The organism is Bradyrhizobium sp. STM 3566 (assembly GCF_045571445.1).
Lineage (GTDB): Bacteria > Pseudomonadota > Alphaproteobacteria > Rhizobiales > Xanthobacteraceae > Bradyrhizobium > Bradyrhizobium vignae.
In genome coordinates this window covers 5,775,057-5,799,472 of the sequence record NZ_CP120692.1, presented here as the reverse complement: position 1 = coordinate 5,799,472, position 24,416 = coordinate 5,775,057, and the positions used below count along the sequence as shown (strand labels likewise).

Here is a 24,416-nt window from a genome sequence, read left to right as displayed (position 1 = left end):
CCGGGAGCGATCCCGGCCTTTTTCTTTCATGCCGCATTCACTTCGCCGACCTTACTCCTTCCGCTTCACAGAATCTTCGATCATCTTCTGCACGTGTGCCAGCCAGGCGTTCCGCATCGCCTGGTCCGCAAGATCGATCTGCGTGTAACTCGACAACGTGTAGAGGTTGGCGCGGTAGAAGTAGGTGAGCGAGAGGATCGACAGATAAAGATGGAAGCGGTCGCAGCCCGCCCTGAACTCGCCCCGTTCGACCCCGCTCTGGAGCACGCGCTCAAGCATGCCGAGCTGCGTATTGGCAAAGCTGCGACGGATATTGTTCTTGACGTGACGGCCCTTGAAGAGATTTTCCGTGGCGAGAATGCTCAATAGCTCCGGATGGGCCCAATAATAGTTCCAGTTGAAGGCAACCAGCGCCGCCAGCGACTGGCGCGGGCTGGAAAAATCGAGGTCGAGCGCCTCTTCCGACGCGACCAGATCGGCATAGCAATGCTCGATGACCTGATGAAAGAGCTTCTCCTTGCTCTTGAAGTAATAATAGAGCATCCGGTCGTTGCTCTTGGCGGCCTTGCTGATGCGATCGACCCGCGCGCCGCCGTAGCCTTCGCGGGCAAACTCGGCGACGGCCGCACGCAGAATGGCTTCACGGGTCTGATCGGGCGCTCGCGTCCGTCGAACCGTTGAGGCCCTTTTCCGCTTGGCCGCCCGCTTGAGGCGCGGGCCGGCCAGTGTGCGGGCTGGCAGCTCTGTATCGTTGGCCATTGCGTATCCCAGGGAATCACAGCCAGCAGGATGGGGCCTGCCATTTTTTTGGCAAGCCCCGCCGATTCTTCGCCATTGACAACCATCAGCTCGTGGTATTCGCTATGTAGTAAGTACTACATACATACGCGAGTCCCAATGGCGGGAGGCTGATATGCGCATTTCGGCTGCTGCGAAGTTCGTCGGACTTATCCTGGCGGTGGCCTGCGCCCCAGGCCGGGCCGCAGAGCCACCGCCGATCAAGATCGGCGAGATCTCAAGCTATTCGGCCCTCCCGCTGGGGACCCGCGGTTATCGCCAGGGCTGGGAGCTCGCGCGCGACGAGATCAACGGGAAAGGGGGCGTGCTCGGCCGCAAGCTCGAGATCATTGCCCGCGACGACGCCGGCAAGCCGGACGTGGCCATCACCGCAGCCGGTCAGCTCGTCGACGGTGAGCAGGTCGAGCTCCTGACGGGCACGATCCTCTCCCATGTTGGCCTTGCCGTCGCCGATTTCGCCAAGCAGAAGCGGACATTCTTCCTCGCCTCGCAGCCCCTGACCGATGCTCTCATCTGGGAGAAGGGCAATCGCTATACGTTCAGGCTGCGGCCGAGCACGTATACCCAGGCCTCCATCCTGGCAAAGGAGGCGGCCAAGTTCCCCGTGCGGCGCTGGGCGACGATTGCACCGAACTACGAGTTCGGTCAGGCGGCGGTGGCGAGCTTCAAGCGCGAACTGAAGCGATTGAAGCCCGACGTCGAATTCGTCTCCGAGCAGTGGCCGCCGCTCGGCAAGATCGATGCCGGTGCAGTCGTGCAGGCAATGGCGGGGGAGAACCCGGATGCCATCTTCAATGCGACGTTCGGATCGGATCTTGTCAAGCTCGTGCGCGAGGGATCGACGCGAAATGCCTTCGCGAACCGCGCCGTGGTAAGCATTCTCTCCGGCGAGCCGGAATATCTGGCACCGCTGAAAGATGAGGCGCCGCCCGGCTGGATCGTGACCGGATATCCCTGGAGCGAGATCAAGACACCTCAGCATGACTCGTTCTTGAAGGCCTATATCGCCCGATTCAAGGAGCCGCCCAACATCGGCGCGCTCATCGGCTACACCAACACGCTGGTCCTCGCGAAGGCGATCGAGACCGCCGGCTCGACCAAGTCCGACGATCTGATCAAGGCGATGGAACACCTGAAGGTCGACACGCCGGTGGGGCCGATCGCGTTCCGTGCGATCGATCATCAATCCACCATGGGCGTCTACGTCGGCAAGCTCGCAGTGCGAGACGGCCAGGGCATAATGACCGACTGGCGCTATGTCGACGGTGCCGATTACCAGCCCGCCGACGCCGAGGTCATGGCCAAGCTCAAGAACTAGAGGTGCCGCATGAACCTGTTCGCTCCCCGCAATACCTGGTACCCGCTGACGTGGTCTCGCAACGTCACGCGCTCGCTGTCGCGCCACCGCATCCTCGGCATGGACCTTGTCGTCTATCGCAGCGAAGGGGGTGGCGTCGTTGCGCTCGACGACGCATGTCCACACCGGTTGGCGCCGCTGTCGATGGGCAAGCTCAAGGGCGATGCGATCGAGTGCGGCTATCACGGCATGACGTTCGGGGCCGACGGACGCTGTGTCCGGATTCCGGGGCAGCCGATGATCCCGCCGAATGCACGTGTGTCGTCCTATCCGCTCAGGGAGAAGATGGGGCTGGTCTGGATCTGGCCCGGCGATCCCGCACTCGCCGACCCCTCGCGGATCTATGATCTGCCGCAATATGGTCAGAACGACTGGCATGCGGCGGAAGGAGACGCTCTTCGAATCGAAACCAACTATCTCAACCTTGCCGACAATCTCTGCGATCCCGCGCATGTCAGCTTCGTCCACCTGTCGACGCTCGGCAATTCGGCCAGCGAAGACATTCCGGTGGAGCACACCTTTTCCGAGGATGGCGTGCTGGTGTGGCGGTGGATCAGGAACGCGCCGCCGATCCCGCTGTTCGCCAAGTACGGCAATTTCGCCGGCAACGTCGATCGCTGGCATTACTATGACTATATCGCGCCCTGTATCGCGGTAATCGATTTCGGCAGCGCGGATGCCGGCAAGATCGCAGATCCCATTGACCGGGACAGGGGACTGCGCATCTTCGCATGCCACTTCATCACGCCGGTCGACGACCACATCTGCATCGATCACTGGCTCCATGTGCGCAATTTTGCGCTTGACGACGGCGACGTCGATCAGCGCCTGCACGCCGATTTCCGTATCGCCTTTAACGAGGACAAGGAGATTCTGGAGCGAATCGAGAAGGTCGCGCAGGCCCGCCCCAATGCCAAGACAATCCGTCTCGCCATCGATGCCGCCCCGCAGCGCATGCGTCGCATCGTGGAACGCATGGTGGCTGCGGAGAGCGAGACGCGCGCATTGGCGTGAGCCTGCCGGCAGGCACAGGCCGGCAGCGGCCCCGGCCTTCTCGAGCGGTGAGCGGATCCTGTTGCCGCACAGTCATGGGGATTTGGTGTGTCAAGGCGGTTTGTTCAGCTCTTTGTTCGATTGCAGGCCAGCTCTTCGTCCCGACCGTGGAGCACGTAGGATGGCGCGCGCAGATCGAGTCAAGGTCGGCCCGTAGGGCCGTCGCGAAGCGACTTGGCCTTGACTCGAGCGAGCACGCCATCAGGCTTTGGCAGTCGGGGCAGCGGGCGGATAACTCCTTTTCGTCAGGCGATCCAAGGGTCGAGCCGGTTTTTGCAATCTGGTTTGCTTGCCAGATCAAACTCACATTCGGTCGCCGCGCGGCGGCGGCTGCACCAACATTCCGCTTGCGGCGGGCAGGCTCGAGAGGACGAGACCATTCTTCGTTACGGCGTTTGAAGCCATGCAATCCATCGGTTCGTCCACCCGGATCGGCCGAGGCTGATCAATCTCGGCGGATTGGCTTTGAGGCTGAGGAGCGTGGTGTCAGGCGGCGGCCTTTATCTCGGCTCCCTCGATCACCACGCCCGCGGTCACGTACTTCCAGAGGGCCACGAGCAGCTTGCGCGCGAGCGCCACGATCGCGCGCTTGCGGCCGCGTTGGCTGTGCACCTTGAACCACTGGGTCAAAGCCGATTGAGGCTGGTGGCGTACCCAGAGCCAGGCGAGCTGGATCATCGTGGTTCTCAGGCGCGGATTGCCAGCCTTCGACACGCCTTGCTCGCGCTCGATGCCGCCACTGCGCCATGGCGTGGCTGCAAGGCCGGCATAGGATGCAATCTGGCGGCGGTTGGCGAACTGCCGGTAAAAGGCCTCCGACCAGAGAACGGCCGTGAAGTTCGGGCCCAGGCTCTTCAGTTCGAGCAGCATTGCCACCGGGTTCGATACGGTCTTCTCCCCCGCCGCCTTGCTCGCGGCCAGCAACGCATCCTGCTCGCGCTCCACCGCCGTGATCTGGTCGAGCAGCAGTTCGAGCCGGTCGAGTTCGCGGCTGATCTGCGCCTTCAGATGCGCCAGCAAGGCGCGCCCGTCGCCCGTCCGCAAGGCCTCCAGCCGCTTCCGCCGGTCTCGCCGCAGCGGCGCGTAGTCGAAGATCCCTTGCGCGAACAGAAGACCCTTGATCCGGTTCACATGCTCGATCCGCTCCGCGATCAAGGTCTCTCGCTCGCGGCACAGCCTACGGCGGTCCTCCTCTGCCGGAGAGGGCGCAACGACCATGGCGCAGACCCGTACCTCGCCGCGCTTGTAGGCCAGCAGCGTCCGCAACAGCGTCTCGCCATCCAGCCGGTCCGTCTTGGCCCGCCGGCGCCGGCGCGGCGTCGCAATCGAGGCCGGATCGACTACGTGGCTCTCGATGCCTTCCTGCTGCAGGGCGCGGTGAAGCCAGAACCCGTCCAGCCCCGCCTCCTGGATCGCGATGATCGGATAGCTCTCACCCGTTCGCGCCTGCGCCTTGCGCTTCAGCTCCGCAAACAGCTTCAACAGTTCCGAAAGGTCGCCGGCCTTCATGCTGCGTTTGGACATCTTCTCGCCCTTGCAGGGCGACAGCGAAGTGACCAGCCATGTCGAACGGCTCAGTTCCAATGACACAAAAATTGCGCCAAACTGCGTGCGGATAGCGGCCACTCCGTCGGAAGGATGATCGAGCAACATCGTCGTCTCCAGGTTGAATGGATTCAGCAACCCTCAGTCTGGCCTCAGACCTGGTCGCTATCCACTCCCCATGGAATCTTCGTCGCATCAGTGCAAAATTGCTTCGCAATTTTGTCACTACCTCCTCGCAATGACGGAGGATGGAGTGACGACGGGCGGCTACTCCGCCGGCTCGGCCGCCAGCGTCGGGTAGTCCGTATACCCCTTGGCGCCGCCGCCGTAGAACGTGGTCTTGTCCCAGTCGTTCAGGCCTGCGCCCTGCTTCAGCCGCTCGACCAGGTCGGGGTTGGAGATGAACGGCTTGCCGAAGGCGATGAGATCGGCCGCGTTCGCCTCCAGCATCTTGGTGGCGAGGTCGAAATCGTAGCCGTTGTTGGCGACGTAGGCGCCGGAGAACCGCTTGCGCAAGGAGGCATAGTCGAACGGCGCGATGTCGCGCGGGCCGCCGGTGGCGCCCTCGACGACGTGGAGATAGGCGAGCTTGAGCGCGCTGAGGCCGTCGACGATGTGGTCGAAAAGCGGTTGCGGGTTGCTGTCGGAGAGATCGTTCGCCGGCGTCACCGGCGAGATGCGGATGCCGGTGCGGTCGCTGCCGACCTCAGTGGCAACAGCCCCGGCGACTTCCAGCATCAGCCGCGCGCGGTTCTCGATCGAGCCGCCATAGGCATCGGTGCGCTTGTTGGCGCCGTCCCGTGCGAACTGGTCGAGCAGATAGCCGTTGGCGCCGTGGATCTCGACGCCGTCGAAGCCGGCTTCCAGCGCGTTCGTCGTCGCACGCTTGAAGTCGTCGATAATGCCGGGAATTTCGGAAAGCTCGAGTGCGCGCGGCTCGGAGACGTCGGCGAAGCCGCCGTTGACGAAGGTCTTGCCCTTGGCGCGGATCGCGCTTGGCGCCACCGGAGCTGCGCCATTCGCCTGGAGATCGACATGCGAGATGCGGCCGACATGCCAGAGCTGGATGAAGATCTTGCCACCGCGCTCGTGGACGCGGTCGGTGACCTTGCGCCAGCCGGCGACCTGATCCTTCGAGTAGATGCCGGGCGTGTCTTGATAGCCTTGGCCCTGTTGCGAAATCTGGCTCGCTTCAGTGATCAGGAGGCCTGCGGAGGCGCGCTGGGCGTAATAGTCGGCGGCGAGTGCGCCGGGCACGAACGTGCCGGGAACGGCGCGGTTGCGCGTCAGCGGCGCCATGACCAGGCGGTTGGCCAGCGTGATCGGGCCGAGCTTGTAGGTCTCAAGCAATTTGGTCGAACGGCTCATGGGAAATGTTTCCAGGCGGTGAGAGGTCTTGAACACTTGTGCATCGCGACATCAGGCGCAAGGGATGAGCCATACGGAAAGTGCAGGCGAGCTACGCGTCAACGCCCGCGTAGCACAATTCATACGCCATTTTGGCCACGACAGTGGAATACGGCTGTCGTGGCCGTGCAATCGCAATCAGTTTGCACCCAGGAAATCGCGTTTGCCGATCTCGACGCCGTTGTGGCGCAAAATACCGTGGGCGATCGCGGCGTGGAAATAGAAGTTCGGCAGCGAGAACGAGCTCAGGAATTGCTGGCCCTTCATGGTGATGGATTTGTCGGGGCCGGCCGGGAAGGTGACGTCCCTGACATCGGCGCCTTCGAACTGCTCGGGCTTGAACGACTTCACATAGTCGATCGTCTTCGCCAGCCGCTGCTTCAATTCCGCGAAACTGGTCTCCGTGTCGGGCGTCGACGGCACCTCGCTGTGGGTCAGCCGCGCGCAGCCCTTGGTGGCGAAATCGCTGACGAGCTGGATCTGCTTCGACAGCGGCAGCATGTCCGGGAAGAGGCGGGAGCCGAGCAACACGCCCGGGTCGATCTTTTTCGCTGCGCAATGCGCCTCGGCCTTGGTGAGCAGGCCGGTCAGGCTGTTCAGCATTTGCAAATAGGCGGGAACGACGGCGTCGTGGAAGGACATGTGATGCTCGCTTCGATGAAGGAAAATCTCAGGAGAAAACCTGAGTTACTCACATGGGAATGTCATGGAAAAATACAATCGCGAGAAGCGGCTTGTGCAATGCGAAAATTCTCTCCAGGTGTCATCGCCCGCGAACACGGGCGATCCAGTAAGCCGAGACGGCAGTGATTGACCGAGAGGCCGCGGCGTACTGGATGCCCCGCCGGCCGCCTTCGCTAAAGCTTCGGCGCCCCTGGACCTTCACCCCGGCGAAGCCTTGGCGTAGCCGGGTCGCGGGGCATGAGAGGAGGGCTTAAAGCGCGATGAGATTTGGATGAATCGTCATCGCGCTTTAGCTTGTTGTTTACGCATGATCTTTCCGGAAAACCGCTTCGCACTTTTCCCGATCATGCTTTAGCGCACCACGCCCGCCGGTTGCGCCTGCGCCGTGCTGCCGCGCATGCGGGCGAGCAGCTCTGCCGTCGGCCAGGAATCCGCCGGCAGGCCGTACTTGATCTGCATTGCCTTCACGGCCGCGCGGCTCTGCTGGCCGAGCACGCCGTCGATCTTGCCGACATTGAAGCCGGCTTGGACGAGGAGCTGCTGCAATTGCTTGAGTTCATTGAACGGCAGCTGCGCGACCGGCGCGGCAGGTTTGCGCATCGGCGGCGCGCCCGCGATGCGCGAGGCGAGATAGCCAGCCGTGGTCGAATAGATCAGCGAATTATTCCACTCCGTGTAGGCCGCGAAATTCGCGTATGCCATGAAGGCAGGACCGGTCCGTCCCATCGGCAGCAGCACGGAGGCCGGCAGGTTGTCGCTCGGCAGCGGTCGTCCGTCGGGATAGGTCACGCCCAACTGCGCCCATGTCGAGCGCGGCTCCCGCACCGTGAGATCGGTCTTCTCCCACGGCAGGTTTGGCGGCACCTTGATCTCTTCCAGCCATGGCTCGCCGCGCCGCCACTTCAATCCGTTTGCGATGTAGTTCGCGGTCGAGCCGATTACATCAGCCCCAGAGTGCAACAGGTCGCGCCGCCCGTCGCCGTCATAATCGACGGCGTAGTTGACGTAATGCACGGGCAGGAATTGGGTCTGCCCGAGCTCGCCGGCCCAGGAGCCGATCATCTCGTCGGGATGCAGATCGCCGCGGTCGATGATCTTCAGCGCGGCGATGGTCTCGTTCACGAACATCTCGGAGCGGCGGCAATCATAGGCGAGCGACACCAGTGATTTCAGCGTCGGCAGGTTGCCCATGTTGGCGCCGAAGTCGCTCTCGAGGCCCCAGAAGGCGGCGATCACGGCCGGCGGTACGCCATACTCCTTCTCGGCGCGCGCGAACGCGGCAGCGTATTGCTTGATGTGCTGCTGTCCGTTCTGCATGCGATAGGGCGCGGCCATGCGTCCGGCAAATTCAGTGAAGAGCTGGCCGAACACGCGCTGGCCGCGGTCGCGATTGACGATGCCCTGGTCGTAGACGAGATAGGGCGAAGCCTCCGCGATTGCGCGCTGCGACACGCCGGCGGCCGCCGCCTGTTGCTTCACGTCGGCCAGGAAGCGATCGAAGCTCGCGCCGTTATGGCACGAGGCCGCGCGCGGCGAGGGGACCGTTGCTTTTGGCGCGACGGGCCTGGGGGACGGCGGCGCGAACTGGGCGGAGGCGGGTAGGGCGAGGGCAAGCGAGACCGCGATCGTTGCGATCGCAAGGCGAGAACCAAAGCAGTTCAGCGGCATCAATATCTCTGGTGCTGTCAAGGGAAGCCGCTAGGCGGCCAATACGGCGCGTTTCACCGCGAGGGGAAGGGCTGTGTCGCGAAAGAGGGTTTTCGGATAAAGGTAATCCTCGCCACACAGATTACCAGTTGCTTGCTTCGCGACTTCGTCATGATCCTCGGAACATGTTCTTGATCTTGAATTCCTTGCGGCCGATACCGCCAGCTTCATACCAATGTATCTCACCAATGTATCTCAGCGAGATGGGTAGAGCCATCGCATAATCGGACTTGGGCAATACCCTTGCGCTTTCGCCAGCGTCCCTCCCCTAGATTCGCCGCAGCCGGGCAATTTCGCGATACCCGAGCCACTGGCGAAAGTTTCGACGTCGGTAATCTCGCCGAGAATTTCGAATTGCATGGCCGCGATCGTGCCCGGCCGTTCCTGCCCGGGTCAAGTGCCGCGGCTCCGCGACGCACCCGGAAACCTTGCACCCGGGCCGGGGTCATCCCCACCTGATATGTGCCGGCCTGCAGGCGTTCCAGCGGCCGCGGCCGGCCAGGAGGGACGGCCATGAACTATCTTCGTACCGCAATGCTGCTTGCAGGCCTGACCGCCCTGTTCATGGGCGTCGGCTATCTGATCGGTGGCGCCTCCGGCGCCATGATCGCGCTCGTCATTGCCGCCGCGACCAATCTCTTCACCTATTGGAACTCCGACCGCATGGTGCTCTCGATGTATGGGGCTCATGAGGTCGACCGTTCGACCGCGCCGGAGCTGGTCGGCCTCGTCGCCGAGCTCGCGGGCCGTGCAGGCTTGCCGATGCCGCGCGTGTTCCTGATGGACGAGATGCAGCCCAATGCATTCGCGACCGGCCGCAATCCTGAAAACGCCGCGGTCGCCGTCACCACCGGTCTTGTGCGCCAGCTCAGCCGCGATGAGCTCGCCGGCGTGATCGCGCACGAGCTCGCGCACATCAAGCATCACGACACGCTCTTGATGACCATCACCGCGACGATCGCCGGCGCCATCTCCATGCTCGCGCAGTTCGGCATGTTCTTCGGCGGCCACCGTGACAACAACAGCGGTCCGGGTATCGTCGGCTCGATCCTGTTGATGATCCTCGCCCCGCTCGGTGCCATGCTGGTCCAGATGGCGATCAGCCGCACCCGCGAATATGCCGCGGACAATCTCGGTGCGCGCATCGTCGGACAGCCGATGTGGCTGGCCTCCGCGCTGGTGAAGATCGAGGGTGCCGCCCACCAGGTCGCGAATTTCGAGGCCGAGCGAAATCCCGCGACCGCGCACATGTTCATCATCAATCCGCTGTCGGGCCACGGCGTGGACAATCTGTTCGCCACCCATCCCTCGACGCAGAACCGCGTTGCCGCCCTCCACCAACTCGCGGCCGAGCTCGGCACGCGCGCGGCACCGTCGGTCGGTGCCAACGAGAACTACCCGCCGCGCGGTCCCTGGGGCCACTCGTCCTCGCCTGGCCCCTCACGCGGGCCTTGGGGCTAACGGAACCGGTAGGGATTTGCGTCCGGCTTTGTGACCTGGCGCACATGGGGTCGTCCCCGCCGGTGTTAAAAGTTCGGCGTGACCATTCCTTCGAAAGGGGATGCGCGGCCGGCCCTCTGCCGGCCGCCGTCGAAGATGACCAGAGCTGCCGTACCATTCCTGATCGTCCTTTGCGTGCTCGTCGGCCTGTCCACGCACATGGTCGTCAATTGCGGCGACGAAGACGATCCCGACATCTGCTCGGCCGTGATCGGCTTCTCGCCGCTGCGGGGCTCGCTGATCGCCTTCGCCTATGAGGGGCGCGGGCGGATCGCGCTGCGCCACGGCGATTTCAAGCGCGCCATCGCCGATTTCGACGAGGCCATCCATCTCAATCCCAACCGCGCCTCGCTCTATCGCGACCGGGCGCTGGCGCGCCGGCAGAACGGCGATCTCGAGCTTGCCATTGCGGATTACGACGAGGCGATCGCGCATGATCCCAAGCTCGCCGCACCCTATCACCAACGCGGTCTCGCGCTTGCCGCCACGGGCGATCTCGATCGCGCCATCCTGAGCTACAACACGGCGGTTCGCCTCGATCCCTCGGACGCACAAGCCCGCCTTGATCGGGGTCTGGCATTCCTCGCCCGAGGTCAGATCGACGACGCGCGCGCCGATTTTGAAGCCGCCCTGACGCTGCCGGCCGGCAAAGACGTCCGCGCCCGCGAGGCCGCACGCGCCAGGCTCGCCGAGCTCGCCAGCGCCGAGCCGCTCGCCGTGCCAAGGCGGTGAGAGATACCTAAAGCGGCATTCGCCGCTGCAAGCGAAGCCGGGTGAGAGTTTCTATCCTCACGAACAGTCTGGCGAGCGGAAAGAACCCTCATCCGGCGCCATAGCCGAAGCTTCGTTTCGGCGTTCCTAAGAACGGCGGCTGAAGGCCGCCTATGCCACCTTCTCCCGCAGGGGGAGAAGAAAGAAAGCATCCACTACTTCGCCTTCTTGGCCTTCTTCGCCATTGCCTTTGCCGGCTTCTCCTTCGCCGGCTTCTCCTTCACCGTCTTCTCCTTCACCGCAACCGGCGTGCTGGCGGCCAGGCGCATCGATCGGGCGTAGCTGTCGGCGACGTTGTCTGCGGACATCTGCAGGCGCTTGGCGGCGGCGGTGGCCTGCTCCATGGTGGCCTTGGCCAGCATCTTGAAGCGCTCGCCGGTCTCCTTGCCCTTGGCCTTGGCCGCAAGGCCGTTGAAGCGATCCCGCCGCTCCTTGGCGCGGGTCATCAGGCCCGTATGCAGCTGTCTGGCCAGTTGCCGGATCACGACATCCAGGTCGGCTTCCGCCATGTTCTCTTATCCCCTTCGAAAAACGATATCGATGCGGCGGGACTATGCAGATCGGGCCCCGCCTTGGCAATTCCCGCCGGCGCGTCATCCGCAGCTTCCGGCTGACAAAACAAAAAAGCCGCGCATTCCGCGCGGCTTTTGGGTGGTCTGGCTTGAGAACGCCAGGTCTGCCTCACTTCAGCGAGGCGACCGGGCCGTTCGAGGCCGCCGGCTCGGGATCGAAGCCGAACACACCGACCAGGTATTTGTAATAGTCCGGCATCTTCTCCTTGAGCGCCTCGCGCGACTTCGGATCGTGGAATTCGCTCTTTCCGGAGAGAAAGATGCTGGCGGTCACGGCGAAGAACTCCATGGGGTTCTTCATCGCATAGGATTCCTTGGGCAGCTGGTCCTTGGACTTGGCGAGGGCATAGTAGCCGATCACGCCCTTGTTGGCGTAGCCGTCCGGCAGCAGCCGCGCGTGATAGGCGTGCAGGAGCTCGTGCAGCAGCACGGCCTCCTTTTCGTAGCGCATCATGTCCGGCCGCAGCATGATCACGCCGAGCCCCGAATCGACCGCGAGATCGACGGCGTTCGGATTGGTCCAGCGCTGCTTGTCGTGGTCCCAGACCGTAAGGGTCCGGGGCGCGGTGCGTTGGATGTCCGGCGTGACCCGGCCGTAGCAGGCGGTGGCGGCGCCTTCGTCGAGGCAGGCGAGCTCGCTCGCGACGATCGGAACGGTGTGGAAGAAGCGCAGCACGCGCGGGGACAGGCCGACGCCTTCGACGACGTCGATCTGGCTCTTCAGGTTCTCGGTGAGCTTGGCAACATCCTTGCGGTCGCGGTTCTCGGAGATGTCGAACATGTAGCCGCGGTAGCTCTGGAAGCCCGGCGGCAGCGCCTGCGCTGCCTCAGCGGTCGCATCGAGCGCCCCGGCCCTGGATGGATTGGCAAAGAGCGCGCCGACGATGGTTGCGGTCAGCAGCAACGCAATGCGCATGATGAACCCCCTGATGTCACTTCGCCCAGCACAATAGGCTGCCGTTGTTTGCGAAAAGTGAGTGCGGCGAGACTAAGGCACCGATGTTGAGGCGTGCTTAATCCTTGGTTGCAGATCGCGAAGGCGGATTAGGGCCGGGTTAACCAAGGAGAGCCGGCTCGAAGTGGCCATTGGCGAGGCCAGCAAACTGCTTCCCCGTCATCCCGAGGTGTGAGGCTGGCGATGCGGATGCATCGTCAGCCGAGCCTCGAAGGATGCAAGGCCGGGATGCTGCATCCGGGCCCTCCATCCTTCGAGGCTCATTATGGGGCGCTCGGCGCCGCCATAGTGAGCGCCTCAGGATGACGGGGTTTGCTGTCAGGTGTAAGCTCACAGCACCAAGCTTCAGATAGCCGGAAGGAGGATGCCATGTATGCCGCCATCCGTCAGGCCAAGGCGAAAAGCGGGAGCGCGGAAGAGCTGGCGCGCCGCATCAAGGACGGTGCCGTTCCGATCATCAGCGACGTCGACGGCTTCCGCGCCTATTATGTCGTCTATGCCGGCGACGACACGGTGACCGCGATCTCGATCTTCGACAAGTTCGAGCAGGCGGAGGAAGCGAACAGGCGCGCCATCGCCTGGATCGAGAAGGATCTCGGCCCGCTGCTCGCAGGACATGCGAGCGCGGCGGCCGGGCCGGTGATCGTGCATACGCTGGCGTGAAGTGCGGCAGTCTCGTGCCCCGGACGCAGCGCAGCAGCACAAGAGCGCTGCTGCGCGTCCGGGGCACGAGAGCTGAATACCGTCACAACTCCCGTGCATTCGAGAAGGCGAAGCTCGACACCCGCCGCGTCGTCTCGTCCAGGATCAGCGTGCGCGTGATCGGCGGCTCGGCGCGCTGGGCGCAGTTTTCGCGCTCGCAGAGGCGGCAGTTGACGCCGATCGGTGTGCCCTCTGTCTTCTCCAGATCCATGCCGGCGGCGTAGGTCAGGCGCGCGGCGTGGCGGATCTCGCAGCCGAGGCCGATGGCAAAGCGCGGCTGCGGCAGCGGATGCGGCGCGACGGGGCGGCGCACCATCTGCGCGATCGAGAAATAGCGCGTACCGTCGGGCAGTTCGATCACCTGCTTGAGCAGGCGGTCCGGCGTGTCGAAGGTCGAGTGCACGTTCCACAGCGGGCAGGTGCCGCCGAATTTCGAGAACGGGAAGGTGCCGGAGGAGAAGCGCTTTGAGACGTTGCCGGCATTGTCGACGCGGAGCAGGAAGAACGGAATGCCGCGCGCATTCGGCCGCTGCAGGGTGGTGAGGCGGTGGCAGACCTGCTCGAAGCCGGCATTGAAGCGCTGCGCCAGCACGTGGATGTCGTAGTTGAGTGCTTCGGCGGCGGCGAGGAAGGCCGGGTAGGGCATCATCACGGCGGCCGCGAAGTAGTTGCCGAGTGTGATGCGGAACAGCCGCCGCGGCGCGTCGTCGAGCGGTCCTGCGCGGCCGATGATGGTCTCCAGATGCTGCGCACATTCGCCGAGCCCGAGCTGGAAGGCGAGCTGGAACGCGCGGCCGGGCGGGTCGACCAGCTCGGAGATCAGGAGCTGGCGGCGATGGCGATCAAAGCGCCGGAGCGTCTCGCGCATCACATCGACCGGCATGATGCGGGTCTGGATCGAATGCTTTTCGCGCAAGCGCGCGACCAGCGCCGCGTACAGCCCTTCGGCCGGCACGTTCAGCTCGTCGCGCAGATTTTCCGCGGCCTGCTCCAGCTCCGGAAAATAGTTGCGGTTGGCCTCGATCAGCTCGCGTACGCGCTCGACCGGATTGGCCTCGTAGCGCGTGCCGACGTCGCGGTCGGCCATCTGCGCGGCGGCCAGCGTCTCGCCCTGGCGGGCCTCGGTATAGGCGGCGTAGAGCCGCTGCAGCGCGTGGGTGACGCCGGGGCAGAGCTCGGCGAGGTCGCGCAGCTCCTGCTTGGGCACGTCGATCTGACGGAACAAGGGATCGGAGAAGACCTCGTTGAGCTCGGCAAAGAAGCGGTCCTCGTCCGCGGTGGCGAGGTCGCGCAAATCGAGATCATAGGTCTCGGCCAGCCGCAGCAGGATCTGCGCCGTAACCGGTCGTTGGTTGCGCTCGATCAGGTTGACATAGCTCGGCGATATCCCGAGCCCCTCGGCAATCTGGGTTTGCGACAGCCCCAATTGCTGCCGGATCCGCCGGAACCGCGGGCCGACAAAGAGTTTCTTGCCGGAATCGGCGGGCATTTCTCAGATCTCCGACGCTTCGAGGGCCAGCTCTACTGACCAATTGTTACAAACTTTACAAAATAACATCTGCTACATGTTCTGATGTTACATGACATCACCAATAAAAAACAAGGCCTCTATACGAAATTTCTGTTTTCACGTTTAGCTCCTGACACGCATTTCGCAATGCACTGTCAAGAATGTCGATGGCAAGCCATCGCCAGTGAAAGGATCAGGCACATGAACTACCAGCTCCGCGGCATCAACGCGCTCCAGCGCCCGGCCTCGTATCAGAGCGAGATCGAGGCGGCCCAGGCGCTTCTCGAGACCAAGCCGACCTGGAACGGCGTGACGGCCGAGGCCGTCGCCCGCATGCGCCTGCAGAACCGCTTCAAGACCGGCCTCGACGTCGCCCGCTACACCGCGGCGCTGATGCGGGCCGACATGGCCGCCTATGACAACGACCCCACCAAGTACACGCAGTCACTGGGGTGCTGGCACGGCTTCATCGCCCAGCAGAAGCTGATCTCGGTCAAGAAGCATTTCGGCAAGACCGATCGCACCTACCTCTATCTCTCGGGCTGGATGATCGCGGCGCTGCGCTCCGAGTTCGGTCCGCTGCCCGATCAGTCGATGCACGAGAAGACCTCGGTGCCGGCCCTGATCGAAGAGCTCTACACCTTCCTGCGTCAGGCCGATGCGCGCGAGCTCAACGACATCTTCCGCAGCCTCGACAAGGCGCGCAAGGAAGGCGACAAGATCCGTGAGAAGGAGCTGATCGAGAAGATCGACAACTTCCAGACCCATGTCGTCCCCGTCATCGCCGACATCGATGCCGGCTTCGGCAACGCCGAGGCGACCTATCTGCTCGCCAAGAAGATGATCGAGGCGGGCGCCTGCGCGCTGCAGATCGAGAACCAGGTCTCGGACGAGAAGCAGTGCGGCCACCAGGACGGCAAGGTCACCGTGCCGCATGAGGTCTTCCTGGCGAAGATCCGCGCCTGCCGCCACGCCTTCCTCGAGCTCGGCGTCGAAGACGGCATCGTCGTGACCCGCACCGACTCGCTCGGCGCCGGCCTGACGCAGCAGATCGCCGTCAGCCACAAGCCCGGCGACATCGGCGACCAGTACAACAGCTTCCTCGATTGCGAGGAGGTGACGCCGGAGAACGCCCGTAATGGCGACGTCATCATCAACCGTAACGGCAAGATGATGCGTCCGAAGCGGCTGCCCTCCAACCTCTACCAGTTCCGTCCCGGCACCGGTGCGGACCGCTGCGTGCTCGATTGCATCACCTCGCTCCAGAACGGCGCCGACCTGCTCTGGATCGAGACCGAGAAGCCGCATATCGAGCAGATCGCCAGCATGGTCGATCGCATCCGCAAGGTCGTGCCGAACGCCAAGCTCGCCTACAACAACTCGCCGTCGTTCAACTGGACCCTCAACTTCCGTTGGCAGGTCTACGACGCCTGGAAGGAAGCGGGCAAGGACGTCAGCAAGTACAACCGTGCCGAGCTGATGAAGGCGGAGTACGACGAAACTCCGCTGGCGCAGGAAGCCGACGAGCGCATCCGCACCTTCCAGGCGGATTCGGCCAAGCGTGCCGGCATCTTCCACCACCTGATCACGCTGCCGACCTATCACACGGCGGCGCTGTCCACCGACAATCTCGCCCGCGAGTATTTCGGCGAGCAGGGCATGCTGGGCTACGTCAAGAACGTCCAGCGCGCCGAGATCCGTCAGGGCATCGCCTGCGTGAAGCACCAGAACATGGCCGGCTCCGATATCGGCGACGATCACAAGGAGTACTTCGCCGGCGAAGCTGCCCTGAAGGCGGGCGGCGTCCACAACACCATGAACCAGTTCGGCTAACGAATCACGCTACTCTCGACAGGAGACTGACAATGACCAAAGGCAGCAATTTCTGGGTGATCGGCGGCGAGTTCGGTTCGATGAACTTCCACAAGCTCGTCGAAGGCTCGGCCCAGGTCAAAGGTCCCTTCAAGACCCGCAAGGAAGCCGAGGACTGCTGGCGCGAGGTCTCGGAAGAGAGCCGCCACAAGGCCGGCGTCCGCTTCTCGATCGTGGAAGAGCCGCAGCGCGCCCCGGCCGCCTGATCAGGCGGCTGCCGAGCTTACCTTAAGAAGACGTCCAAGGACGGATGGTCCCATCCAGGCCTAGCCTGGGTGGGATCGTCTGTTTTTGGCATAGGTAAACGTTGTGGGCGCCGTAAGTATCTGGAATTGTGGGCCTTTGCGGAGGGGGTGGTTGCTGATAGGTTAATGACGGACAGTCGAGGACGAGGCCGACAATGTCAGAGCCCGAGACCAGCGGGACCCATCCCGGCCAGCCACGCCCGGTGCGGCTGCGCGATGCGCTGCTGCGCGCGCGGATCGAGGCCGCCGACCGGACCGGCGTCGTCGTCGATCTTAGGGACGCCGAGGTGGCGCGGCTCGAGATCCTCAACGATGCGCTCGATCCCTTGTTCGCGCAGGTGCCGGACAAGATCGACCTGTTCGACCGCGGCATCAGCCAGGGCGATACGCCGCGACTGTGGATCGACGTCGTCGCCCATATCGTGATGGGGCGCGACAAGCGGATGTACCGCTTCGTCCAGGACACCCGCTTCGGCCGCATCGTGCTCGCCGAATCACACGACACCGCTGTGATCGTCGATGCCGTTACCGACTACGTCGCGCGCCGCATGATCGAGCGCGAGCATGCGATGGCGGTCCTGCCCGAACCGCAAGCAGCGGCCGCCGAGCCGCCGCGCCGCTCACGCTTCTGGCCCTTCGTGTTCGGCTTCGTGCTCGGCGCTGCCGCCTTGTTCGGGGTCGCCGTGCTTGCGGTCTTGCGGAACTGGTGAGGCGCTCACCGTCGTCATTGCGAGGAGCCCTTGCGACGAAGCAAGCCAGACTGCCTCCGCGGAGAGATTCCTGGATTGCTTCGCTGCGCTCGCAATGCCGGCAAATCAAATCAACCGTGTGTGCTTGATCTGTCCGATCTGGAATCCAGCCCCGAGGCTCCGCACCGTCTGCTCGCAGCGCCAGCCGGCATTGTCCTTCTCGATTCTGAACAGATTATACGCCGCCGCCGGATAGCGTCCGTGCGCGAGCGCGGAGGCCGAGGGCACGCCGAGCGCTGGAATATTGCCGTTGGGGCCTTCGACCCATATCGTCGAATGAACGTGGTCGTGCCCGTGCAGGACCAGCTCGACGCCATGACGCTTCAACAGCGCCAGCAATTCCGGCGCGTCCGTCATCCGCTTCTGGCGTGCGCTGGACTTCAGCGGATGATGCACCAGCAGCACGCGGAAGACGTCCTCCGTCGCGAGCCGTTCGAGGACGTCCGCGAGCGAGGCGAGCTGATCGCGGCCGAGCGTGCCTGTCGCCATCAGCGGCAGGGTCGGCACCGCCGTGGACAGGCTGATCAGCGCGAGCGGCCCGCGCCGGCGCACCGCGGGGAAGGCCGCGGCGCCGGGTGTATCCGCGGCGATGTAGTGCAGGAACGTCTCGCCGAAGCGATGACGCGTCGCGCTGACATAGGCGTCGTGATTGCCGGGAATCGCGGTGACGCGGTCGGGCGGGCCGACGCTCTCGAGCCAGGCCAGCGCCGGCGCGAATTCCGCCTCCAGCGCGAGGTTGACGAGATCGCCCGTCACCGCGATGTGGTCGGGCGCCTGCGCCTTCATGTCGGCGACGAGCGCGTCGAGAACCTCGCGGCGCTGGTACTTGTGGCGGTTGCGCGTCCAGTTGACATAGCCGAGCGCGCGCTTGCCGGCGAGCTCGATCAGCCGCGGCTTCGGCAAAGGCGCCAGATGCGGGTCGGACAGATGGGCGAGCGTGAAGGGGGCCATGACGCGCGATTGCCTCGCTATTGCTCCGCTGTAATGGCAAGGTCGCGAGGAACGCGCAAGCAGGGCCTGAAATGGGGCGGCAAGGAAGCCTGATGGGAGAACGTCTGAACCGGGTCCGACGGAAGTTCGAGCCGTTGCTGCGGCGGATCTTCCACGTCTATTTCCTGCTCGTCCGCGGCATGACGCTCGGTGTCCGCGCCGTGGTGCTGGATGCCGACAACCGCGTGTTCCTGGTCAGGCACAGCTACGTCAGCGGCTGGTATCTGCCGGGCGGCGGCGTCGATTTCGGCGAGGCCATGGAAGAGGCGCTGCGGCGTGAGCTCAAGGAGGAGGGCGATATCGATCTCACCGGCGAGGCGGTCCTGCACGGCATCTTCCTCAACAGCCACGTCTCCCGCCGCGACCACGTCGCAGTCTACGTGGTGAGGCAGTTCAGGCAGGATCGCCCGCCCGAGCCCAACCGCGAGATCGTCGAATGCGGCTTCTTCGCCATCACCGCGCTGCCCGAGGGCACCACGCCCGGCACGCGGCTGCGGATCGCGGAAGTGCTGGATGGCAAGCCCCTGATTGCGACGTGGCGCTGAGGGCGGCCTGTGCTAAAGCATGATCCGGAAAAGTGCGAAGCGGTTTTCCGGAAAGATCATGCGTAGACAACAAGCTAAAGCGCGATGACGATTCATCCAAATCTCATCGCGCATAGACCGAGATTTGGTTCACTCGATGCGAGCCAGGAATTCAAGGCACCTCTCCCCGGCGGGGAGAGGTGGACTGAATCCGCGGCTCGAGTAACGCGCCCCAAAGGCCCTTCGGATACTGGATGAATTCCATCGTCAACCTCGGCTCCTTCTTGAGCCATCCGATCTTCACGCCCTGTTGCATCGTGCCCATCGCGATGCTTTCCCTGTGGAGCACCGCGTTCGCCTGGCTGATGCAGCAGGAACAGGCACGGCAGGCTGCGCCGCTCGGGCGCGAGCCGACAAGCCTCGGAGTGCCGTCGCGATGACCTCAACGCAACTTCGCATCGCCGTGCTGGTGCCCTGCTACAACGAGGAGGCGGGGTCGCGACCGTCGTTGCCGATTTCCGCAAGGCGCTGCCCTCGGCGGAGATCTACGTCTACGACAACAATTCGCGCGACCGGACCGCCGCGGTTGCGCGCGAAGCCGGCGCGATCGTGCGCAGCGAGCGCCGGCAGGGCAAGGGCCACGTCGTGCGCCGCATGTTCGCGGACATCGAGGCCGACGTCTATGTACTGGTCGACGGCGATGCCACCTACGATGCGCCGAGCGCGCCGCGCATGATCGACAGGCTGCTCGACGATCATCTCGACATGGTGGTCGGCCTTCGCGTCGATCAGGTCCAGGCCGCTTACCGGCTCGGCCACCGCACCGGCAACCGCATGCTCACCGGCTTCCTGTCGTCGACCTTCGGTTACGCTTTCAAGGACATCCTGTCCGGCTATCGGGTGTTCTCGCGCCGCTTCGTCAAATCCTTTCCCGTCCTTTCCGACGGTTTCGAGATCGAGACCGAGCTCGCGGTCTATGCGCTGGAACTGTCGCTGCCGGTCGCCGAGGTCGAGACGCCCTACTATGCACGCCCTGAAGGCTCGTTCTCGAAGCTCAACACCTGGCGTGACGGATTTCGCATCCTCGGTACCATGCTGAAGCTCTACCGTTCGGAGCGGCCGTTGCGCTTCTTCACGGTGATCGGGATCCTGTTGGCGCTGGCTTCGATCATTCTCGCGATCCCGATCGTGATCACTTTCATCGAAACCGGCCTCGTGCCGCGACTGCCGACCGCCGTGCTGTCGATGGGCCTGATGATCATGGCCCTGCTGTCGGCGTCGTCGGGGCTCGTGCTCGACACGGTCACGCGAGGGCGGCGCGAGATGAAGATGCTGGCCTACCTGTCCCAGCCGGCATTGAAACGGGATGCAGGTTGAGCAAGCCTGCAGCTCGCCCGCTGGGAGCTGTGAAGCCAGGCACTGACACCGCCCATGGACCTTCGCATGCGCAAGTGCTACTCCGCGAATTGACATGAACGATCTCTCAGTGACCATCCTTCCCGAAGCCGCCGGCGACGCCCAGGCGATCGAGCGGCTGCACGAACGTACCTTCGGTCCCGGCCGCTTCGTGCTGAGCGCCTATCGGATTCGCGAGCACGTCGATCATCTGCTCGAACTGTCCTTCACCGCCCGCATCGGCACGCTGCTGGTCGGTTCGGTCAGGCAATTGCCGATCCTGATCGGCGACACGCCCGCGCTGTTGCTCGGGCCGCTCACCGTCGAGCCGCCGTTCCGCGACCGCGGCATTGGCCGTCTGTTGATGGAGCGCGCGCTGAAGGACGCCAGGGAAAAAGGTCATCGCCTCGTGCTCTTGGTCGGCGACGAGCCCTATTACAGCCGCGTCGGCTTCAAGCCGGTCCCCAAGGGCCGCGTCACCATGCCCGGCCCCGTCGACGCCGCCCGCATCCTGGTGTTCGAGCTCGTCGACGGCGCCTTCGAGGGCGTGTCAGGCCCGGTCGGCCCCGATTGGAGCAAGGCGCGAGGGTAGCTGCTAAGTCCGTAGATCCTATCGGTGACGGGTGGTCAGGGGTGAGTTGAGCCTACGACCACCAACTCACCCGGAGGATCGATCAGGCCGTGGATTGGAAGCACGGCGGCGCCTCATCCTCCGTCATTGCGAGCGTAGCGAAGCAATCCAGAATCGTTCCGCAGAGGCGGTCCGGCTTGCTTCGTCGCAAGAGCTCCTCGCAATGACGGTGTATGCCGGAGCTATTTAGGCCCCGGCATAAGCAATGCTCAGAACTTGAAGTTCGCGAACGCCCTGACGCCGATGCCGGGCATCAGCACCTGGTCCTTGGTGTAGGACACCGAGTTGCGGATGTTCTCGTTGAGGAGATTGTTGCCGACGAGGCCGACCTGCATCTCGCGCGCGCCGAAGGCGTTGGGGTTGAGCTTGGTCTTGTAGCTTACCTCCGCCTTCAGCAAATTGTAGCCAGCCGTCGGCGTCTCCGCGATCACGGCGACGTTGTTCTGCGCAAAGGCGTGCAACAGGTTGATCCGCATCAGCCAGTTGTCGTCGCGCCAGAACACCCCGCCACCCATGCGCACCGGCGGAATCCGCGGCACGTTGGTGCCGTCGCTGAAGGTGGCGCGGACCACGTCGAGCTGGTTCTCGATGCCCCAGATGCCGCCCTGGAACGCACCGATATCGAGCTGCGATTGGAATTCGCCGCCGCGGAAATTGGCATTGCGTTGCGAATAGACCGCCTGGTTCAACTCGGCGCCCGGACTGCCGCATGAGGCGAAGTCGCCATCGCACATCACCCCGGTGAGGCGGCGATAGATGAAATTGTCGAAATGCGTGTAGTAGACGGTCGCTTCGAAGCGGAGCGGTCCCGTCGCCTTGCGCACGCCGAGTTCGACGGACTTGGCGGTCTCTATCGTGAGGTTCGGATTGCCGATGTCGAAGGTCGCGGTCGCATCGTGGCCGCCGCGCGAGAACAACTCGGCCGGTTTCGGTGCGCGCTCGACATATTGCGCGGTGATGCTCCCGACCATGCCGCCGGGCAGATCCTGCAACAGGCCGATGCTGCCGCTCTTGGGCGTGAAGGACGGATTGCGGACGATGCTGGTTTGAGGGCTGCCGTCGGGCAGGAAATCCGCCGGGAAATCCGGCGTCGACCCGTGCAGCTCGACATGCTCGATGCGGCCGGCGATCTGCGCTCTCGTCTGTTCACTGAACTTGAACTCGTTGAAGGCGTAGCCGGCAATGCGGTAGTTGCGGTTCGGGTCCCACAATCCGTTGAACAGCGAGCCTGGATCGTCCGGACTCGGCGCCGTCAGCTCCTGATGGCCTGCCTGAAAGCCGAACGCAGTCGTCACCTCGGCAAAGCGTGCATTGAACGGCATCAGCTGCGTCTCGACGCGGATCTCCTCTTCCCGATTGGTGAAGGTCTGCCGGACGCCATCGGTCGTCGGATCGGTGGGATCGGCGAGACCCAGCTCGTTGTGACGGTAGTTGGTGGCGCCGGCCCAGAAGCGGATCGTGTCGATCGCGGCGCCATCCGGGCGATATTCGCCCTTGACGTTGATCTTGGTTTGATGCGCATCGATGCGGGTCTGGTGATCGGCGCCATCGATGCCGGGGATATGATAGAGCGAATCGTTCTGCGTGATCGACGCGCCGATGAAGCCGCCCGTGAAAATGTAGGACCCGCCGATCGAGGCGCCATCCGAGCGCGTCGCCGAGTTCGGCTGGCGATTGCCGACTGGCCGCGTCTGGTCGAACAAGTATGGATAGCTCGGAATGTAATAGTCGGACGTCGTTCGCCCATAGGCGTCGGCGTGGAACGCAAAATTGCCGCCGCCGGTATCGAGCAGCACGCCGCTTTCGACGCCGCGATCGACCGAGCTGAACGCGGTGCGCGTCTCGGCGGTGACGCAAGGCGAGGTCGCGGCGCTCGCGAGGGGCGCCTTGGTCGGCAGGCCATAGGTTTGGAAAGACGGCGCGCAGGAGGGCAGCGCATCCGGAATGCGGTTGTTGGTGGCGCTCACGACGCCGCCGATCGAGGTCGAGCCGTAGCGCAGCGCCGCCGGCCCGCGTACCACTTCGACCTGGTTGGTGGCGAGCGGATCGATCGGGACGAAATGATCCTCGCCGAGATCGGAGGCGCCGCCGGAATTGGTGCCGTTCTCGACGATGCCGACGCGGTTGACGTCGAGACCCCGGATGATCGGCCGGCTGGAGGCGCCGGGCGCAAAGCTCGAGCCGGTGATGCCGGGCTTTGAGAACAGGAGATCGCCGAGCTGGCCGCCGCCCTCGCGGCGGATCTCCTCGTTCGGCACCACGGTGACGGTGGCGAACTGGTTGGTCACGATTGGCAGCACGCCTTGCTGAGGCGCGGCCGTCGCGGGCGCGGCCGTCGGTGCCGGCGTTGCTTCCGCGGTGCGCTGCTGGCTGCGCGACCGCCCGGTGCGCGCGACACGGACCGGGCTGCGGGTCGGCACGACCCTACGCACGATCGGGCTCGGCGCCGTCACGGTGACGGCCGGGATCTCGGTCGAGGATTTGTCCTGCGCCGAGTCTTGGGCAAGCGCAGGTGTGGCGGCGGCGCCGAGCAGGAGCAGGCTGGCTCCGCCAAGGCGCTGCGCGCGTCGCAATTGAAATGACATGGTCCTGATTCCAGTCAGGCGCCGTCCGGATGATGCTCTGCTGATCGGAGGCGGCCTGCCGTCGCAGCGCGACGGAATTCGACTTCAACTTTTCCCGGACGATCGCCTGAAACGGCGAACTCGGGCGTGATCACGTGATGCTGGGAGTCAGGATGCAGGAGGGGCGCGCGGCTGGAACGCCATGCCGGCCGATTTCAGATGGATGAATTCGGCGTCCGTGGTGCGGTAGAGCAGCTCGATCGCCTGCGGCAGCTGCAGAAGCGGCGGCGTCGCGAACAGGACCGTGCCCGCCATCGCGACGACGGCGCAGATGGCACAATTGTCGTCGACCGGCTGCTCACGGTCGGGGGCAGAGGGCGATCGCTTCTGGACCGCCGCACGCTCGACCGAGGCGACCGACTTGGCGCCGTCCGTCTGCTGGAGCGAGGTGAGGGGGGCAGCCTGTGCGAACCAGTGGCTATGGCCGAAGGTCAGCGCGAATTGCACCAGCATCGCGAACAACGCGAGCCGGGCACCGTGCCTGATATGCGACCGGGCCCACTTCATCTGCAAACGCCACCCCACATCGCGAGGCGCCAAACCCTGACGTCGCGACGTTACAATATAACATCGCGCGATCGGCTAAGGGATGTCAACGGTGGGCGGGCTCACTGACGTGGGCCAGCCTCGCGATGTGTCATTCGGGCAACTAACGCCTGCAGCCATCCTTCGAGACGACCGCTTTAGACGGGTTCCGCAGGATGAGGCGGAGTGGATGGCGACTGCTTCAACAGGGCGCAGTGTTGCTTGGCCTCGTGAGGAGGCCGCTGGAAGCGGTCGTCTCGAAGGACGAGGCGTGCGGTGAGGCGTTGCCAAAGGTCATAT

The 24,416-nt window shown here is 64.1% G+C and carries 22 protein-coding genes and 1 pseudogene; 12 read left to right on the top strand and 11 right to left on the bottom strand.

The window, feature by feature from the left end:
- Positions 1-51: 51 nt before the first annotated feature.
- Entirely contained in the window at positions 52-759 is a 708-nt protein-coding gene (locus P6U27_RS28065) for a TetR/AcrR family transcriptional regulator (protein WP_122404868.1), read from the bottom strand.
- 160 nt (positions 760-919) lie between these two features.
- On the opposite strand from P6U27_RS28065, the gene P6U27_RS28060 reads away from it, so the two are divergent.
- On the top strand, positions 920-2,116 hold the full coding sequence (locus P6U27_RS28060; RefSeq protein ID WP_376707333.1) for an ABC transporter substrate-binding protein: 1,197 nt from the start codon (positions 920-922) through the stop codon (positions 2,114-2,116).
- A 9-nt stretch (positions 2,117-2,125) separates the two neighbouring features.
- Complete coding sequence (locus P6U27_RS28055) at positions 2,126-3,169, top strand: aromatic ring-hydroxylating dioxygenase subunit alpha (RefSeq protein WP_122404866.1); 1,044 nt, start codon at positions 2,126-2,128, stop codon at positions 3,167-3,169.
- 525 nt (positions 3,170-3,694) lie between these two features.
- On the opposite strand, the gene P6U27_RS28050 is transcribed toward P6U27_RS28055, so the two are convergent.
- The 4 genes from P6U27_RS28050 to P6U27_RS28035 all read right to left on the bottom strand — a co-directional run bounded on the left by P6U27_RS28050 (position 3,695) and on the right by P6U27_RS28035 (position 8,512).
- Entirely contained in the window at positions 3,695-4,861 is a 1,167-nt protein-coding gene (locus tag P6U27_RS28050) for an IS110 family transposase (protein WP_407194489.1), read from the bottom strand.
- A 159-nt stretch (positions 4,862-5,020) separates the two neighbouring features.
- Positions 5,021-6,121: an alkene reductase gene (locus tag P6U27_RS28045; RefSeq protein WP_122404865.1), complete on the bottom strand. Its 1,101-nt coding sequence runs from the start codon at positions 6,119-6,121 to the stop codon at positions 5,021-5,023.
- Positions 6,122-6,298: 177 nt separating this feature from the next.
- Positions 6,299-6,802, bottom strand: coding sequence for a DUF1993 family protein (locus P6U27_RS28040; protein WP_122404864.1), 504 nt, complete (start codon positions 6,800-6,802; stop codon positions 6,299-6,301).
- A 393-nt stretch (positions 6,803-7,195) separates the two neighbouring features.
- A complete protein-coding gene (locus P6U27_RS28035) occupies positions 7,196-8,512 on the bottom strand; it encodes a lytic murein transglycosylase (RefSeq protein ID WP_407192854.1) in 1,317 nt (438 codons plus the stop codon).
- A 552-nt stretch (positions 8,513-9,064) separates the two neighbouring features.
- On the opposite strand from P6U27_RS28035, the gene htpX reads away from it, so the two are divergent.
- Both htpX and P6U27_RS28025 read left to right on the top strand, forming a co-directional pair.
- Entirely contained in the window at positions 9,065-10,012 is a 948-nt protein-coding gene (htpX, locus tag P6U27_RS28030; protein ID WP_122404862.1) for a zinc metalloprotease HtpX, read from the top strand.
- A 135-nt stretch (positions 10,013-10,147) separates the two neighbouring features.
- Positions 10,148-10,783, top strand: a complete 636-nt coding sequence (locus P6U27_RS28025) for a tetratricopeptide repeat protein (protein ID WP_162500407.1) — start codon at positions 10,148-10,150, stop codon at positions 10,781-10,783.
- Positions 10,784-10,977: 194 nt separating this feature from the next.
- Here the strand turns inward: P6U27_RS28025 and P6U27_RS28020 are convergent, their stop codons facing one another.
- On the bottom strand, positions 10,978-11,331 hold the full coding sequence (locus P6U27_RS28020; protein WP_122404860.1) for a hypothetical protein: 354 nt from the start codon (positions 11,329-11,331) through the stop codon (positions 10,978-10,980).
- Between the two features lie 172 nt (positions 11,332-11,503).
- Positions 11,504-12,310: a hypothetical protein gene (locus P6U27_RS28015; protein ID WP_122404859.1), complete on the bottom strand. Its 807-nt coding sequence runs from the start codon at positions 12,308-12,310 to the stop codon at positions 11,504-11,506.
- A 408-nt stretch (positions 12,311-12,718) separates the two neighbouring features.
- Here P6U27_RS28015 and P6U27_RS28010 point away from each other — a divergent pair, with 408 nt between their 5' ends.
- Positions 12,719-13,012 (top strand): antibiotic biosynthesis monooxygenase, encoded by a 294-nt coding sequence (locus tag P6U27_RS28010; protein ID WP_014497428.1) that lies wholly within the window; start codon positions 12,719-12,721, stop codon positions 13,010-13,012.
- Between the two features lie 82 nt (positions 13,013-13,094).
- Here P6U27_RS28010 and P6U27_RS28005 read toward each other — a convergent pair whose 3' ends face one another.
- Positions 13,095-14,540 carry a short-chain fatty acyl-CoA regulator family protein gene (locus tag P6U27_RS28005; protein ID WP_122404858.1) on the bottom strand — a complete coding sequence of 482 codons (1,446 nt, stop codon included), beginning with the start codon at positions 14,538-14,540 and terminating at the stop codon, positions 13,095-13,097.
- Between the two features lie 222 nt (positions 14,541-14,762).
- On the opposite strand from P6U27_RS28005, the gene P6U27_RS28000 reads away from it, so the two are divergent.
- The 3 genes from P6U27_RS28000 (at position 14,763) to P6U27_RS27990 (ending at position 17,388) form a co-directional block, all read left to right on the top strand.
- On the top strand, positions 14,763-16,394 hold the full coding sequence (locus P6U27_RS28000) for an isocitrate lyase (RefSeq protein ID WP_122404857.1): 1,632 nt from the start codon (positions 14,763-14,765) through the stop codon (positions 16,392-16,394).
- A 32-nt stretch (positions 16,395-16,426) separates the two neighbouring features.
- On the top strand, positions 16,427-16,639 hold the full coding sequence (locus P6U27_RS27995; RefSeq protein ID WP_024341447.1) for a hypothetical protein: 213 nt from the start codon (positions 16,427-16,429) through the stop codon (positions 16,637-16,639).
- A gap of 194 nt (positions 16,640-16,833) precedes the next feature.
- The gene (locus tag P6U27_RS27990) at positions 16,834-17,388 is read left to right on the top strand and encodes a hypothetical protein (RefSeq protein WP_122404856.1); all 555 of its coding nucleotides are present in this window, start codon (positions 16,834-16,836) and stop codon (positions 17,386-17,388) included.
- Positions 17,389-17,493: 105 nt separating this feature from the next.
- On the opposite strand, the gene P6U27_RS27985 is transcribed toward P6U27_RS27990, so the two are convergent.
- Positions 17,494-18,378, bottom strand: coding sequence for a metallophosphoesterase (locus P6U27_RS27985; RefSeq protein WP_209296397.1), 885 nt, complete (start codon positions 18,376-18,378; stop codon positions 17,494-17,496).
- 92 nt (positions 18,379-18,470) lie between these two features.
- Between P6U27_RS27985 and P6U27_RS27980 the strand changes: the two genes are divergently transcribed.
- From P6U27_RS27980 to P6U27_RS27965, 4 genes and pseudogenes are all read left to right on the top strand, one after another.
- Positions 18,471-18,962 carry an NUDIX domain-containing protein gene (locus P6U27_RS27980; RefSeq protein WP_122404854.1) on the top strand — a complete coding sequence of 164 codons (492 nt, stop codon included), beginning with the start codon at positions 18,471-18,473 and terminating at the stop codon, positions 18,960-18,962.
- A gap of 233 nt (positions 18,963-19,195) precedes the next feature.
- Positions 19,196-19,381: a hypothetical protein gene (locus P6U27_RS27975; protein ID WP_407192853.1), complete on the top strand. Its 186-nt coding sequence runs from the start codon at positions 19,196-19,198 to the stop codon at positions 19,379-19,381.
- Positions 19,378-20,318: pseudogene (locus tag P6U27_RS27970) on the top strand (glycosyltransferase family 2 protein). Before P6U27_RS27975 ends, P6U27_RS27970 begins: the two are co-directional and overlap by 4 nt.
- A 94-nt stretch (positions 20,319-20,412) precedes the next feature.
- Positions 20,413-20,928: a GNAT family N-acetyltransferase gene (locus P6U27_RS27965; RefSeq protein ID WP_122404851.1), complete on the top strand. Its 516-nt coding sequence runs from the start codon at positions 20,413-20,415 to the stop codon at positions 20,926-20,928.
- A gap of 248 nt (positions 20,929-21,176) precedes the next feature.
- Here P6U27_RS27965 and P6U27_RS27960 read toward each other — a convergent pair whose 3' ends face one another.
- Positions 21,177-23,552 carry a TonB-dependent receptor gene (locus P6U27_RS27960; RefSeq protein WP_209294923.1) on the bottom strand — a complete coding sequence of 792 codons (2,376 nt, stop codon included), beginning with the start codon at positions 23,550-23,552 and terminating at the stop codon, positions 21,177-21,179.
- Positions 23,553-23,699: 147 nt separating this feature from the next.
- Positions 23,700-24,098: a DUF2946 family protein gene (locus P6U27_RS27955; protein WP_209294924.1), complete on the bottom strand. Its 399-nt coding sequence runs from the start codon at positions 24,096-24,098 to the stop codon at positions 23,700-23,702.
- Positions 24,099-24,416: the final 318 nt, after the last annotated feature.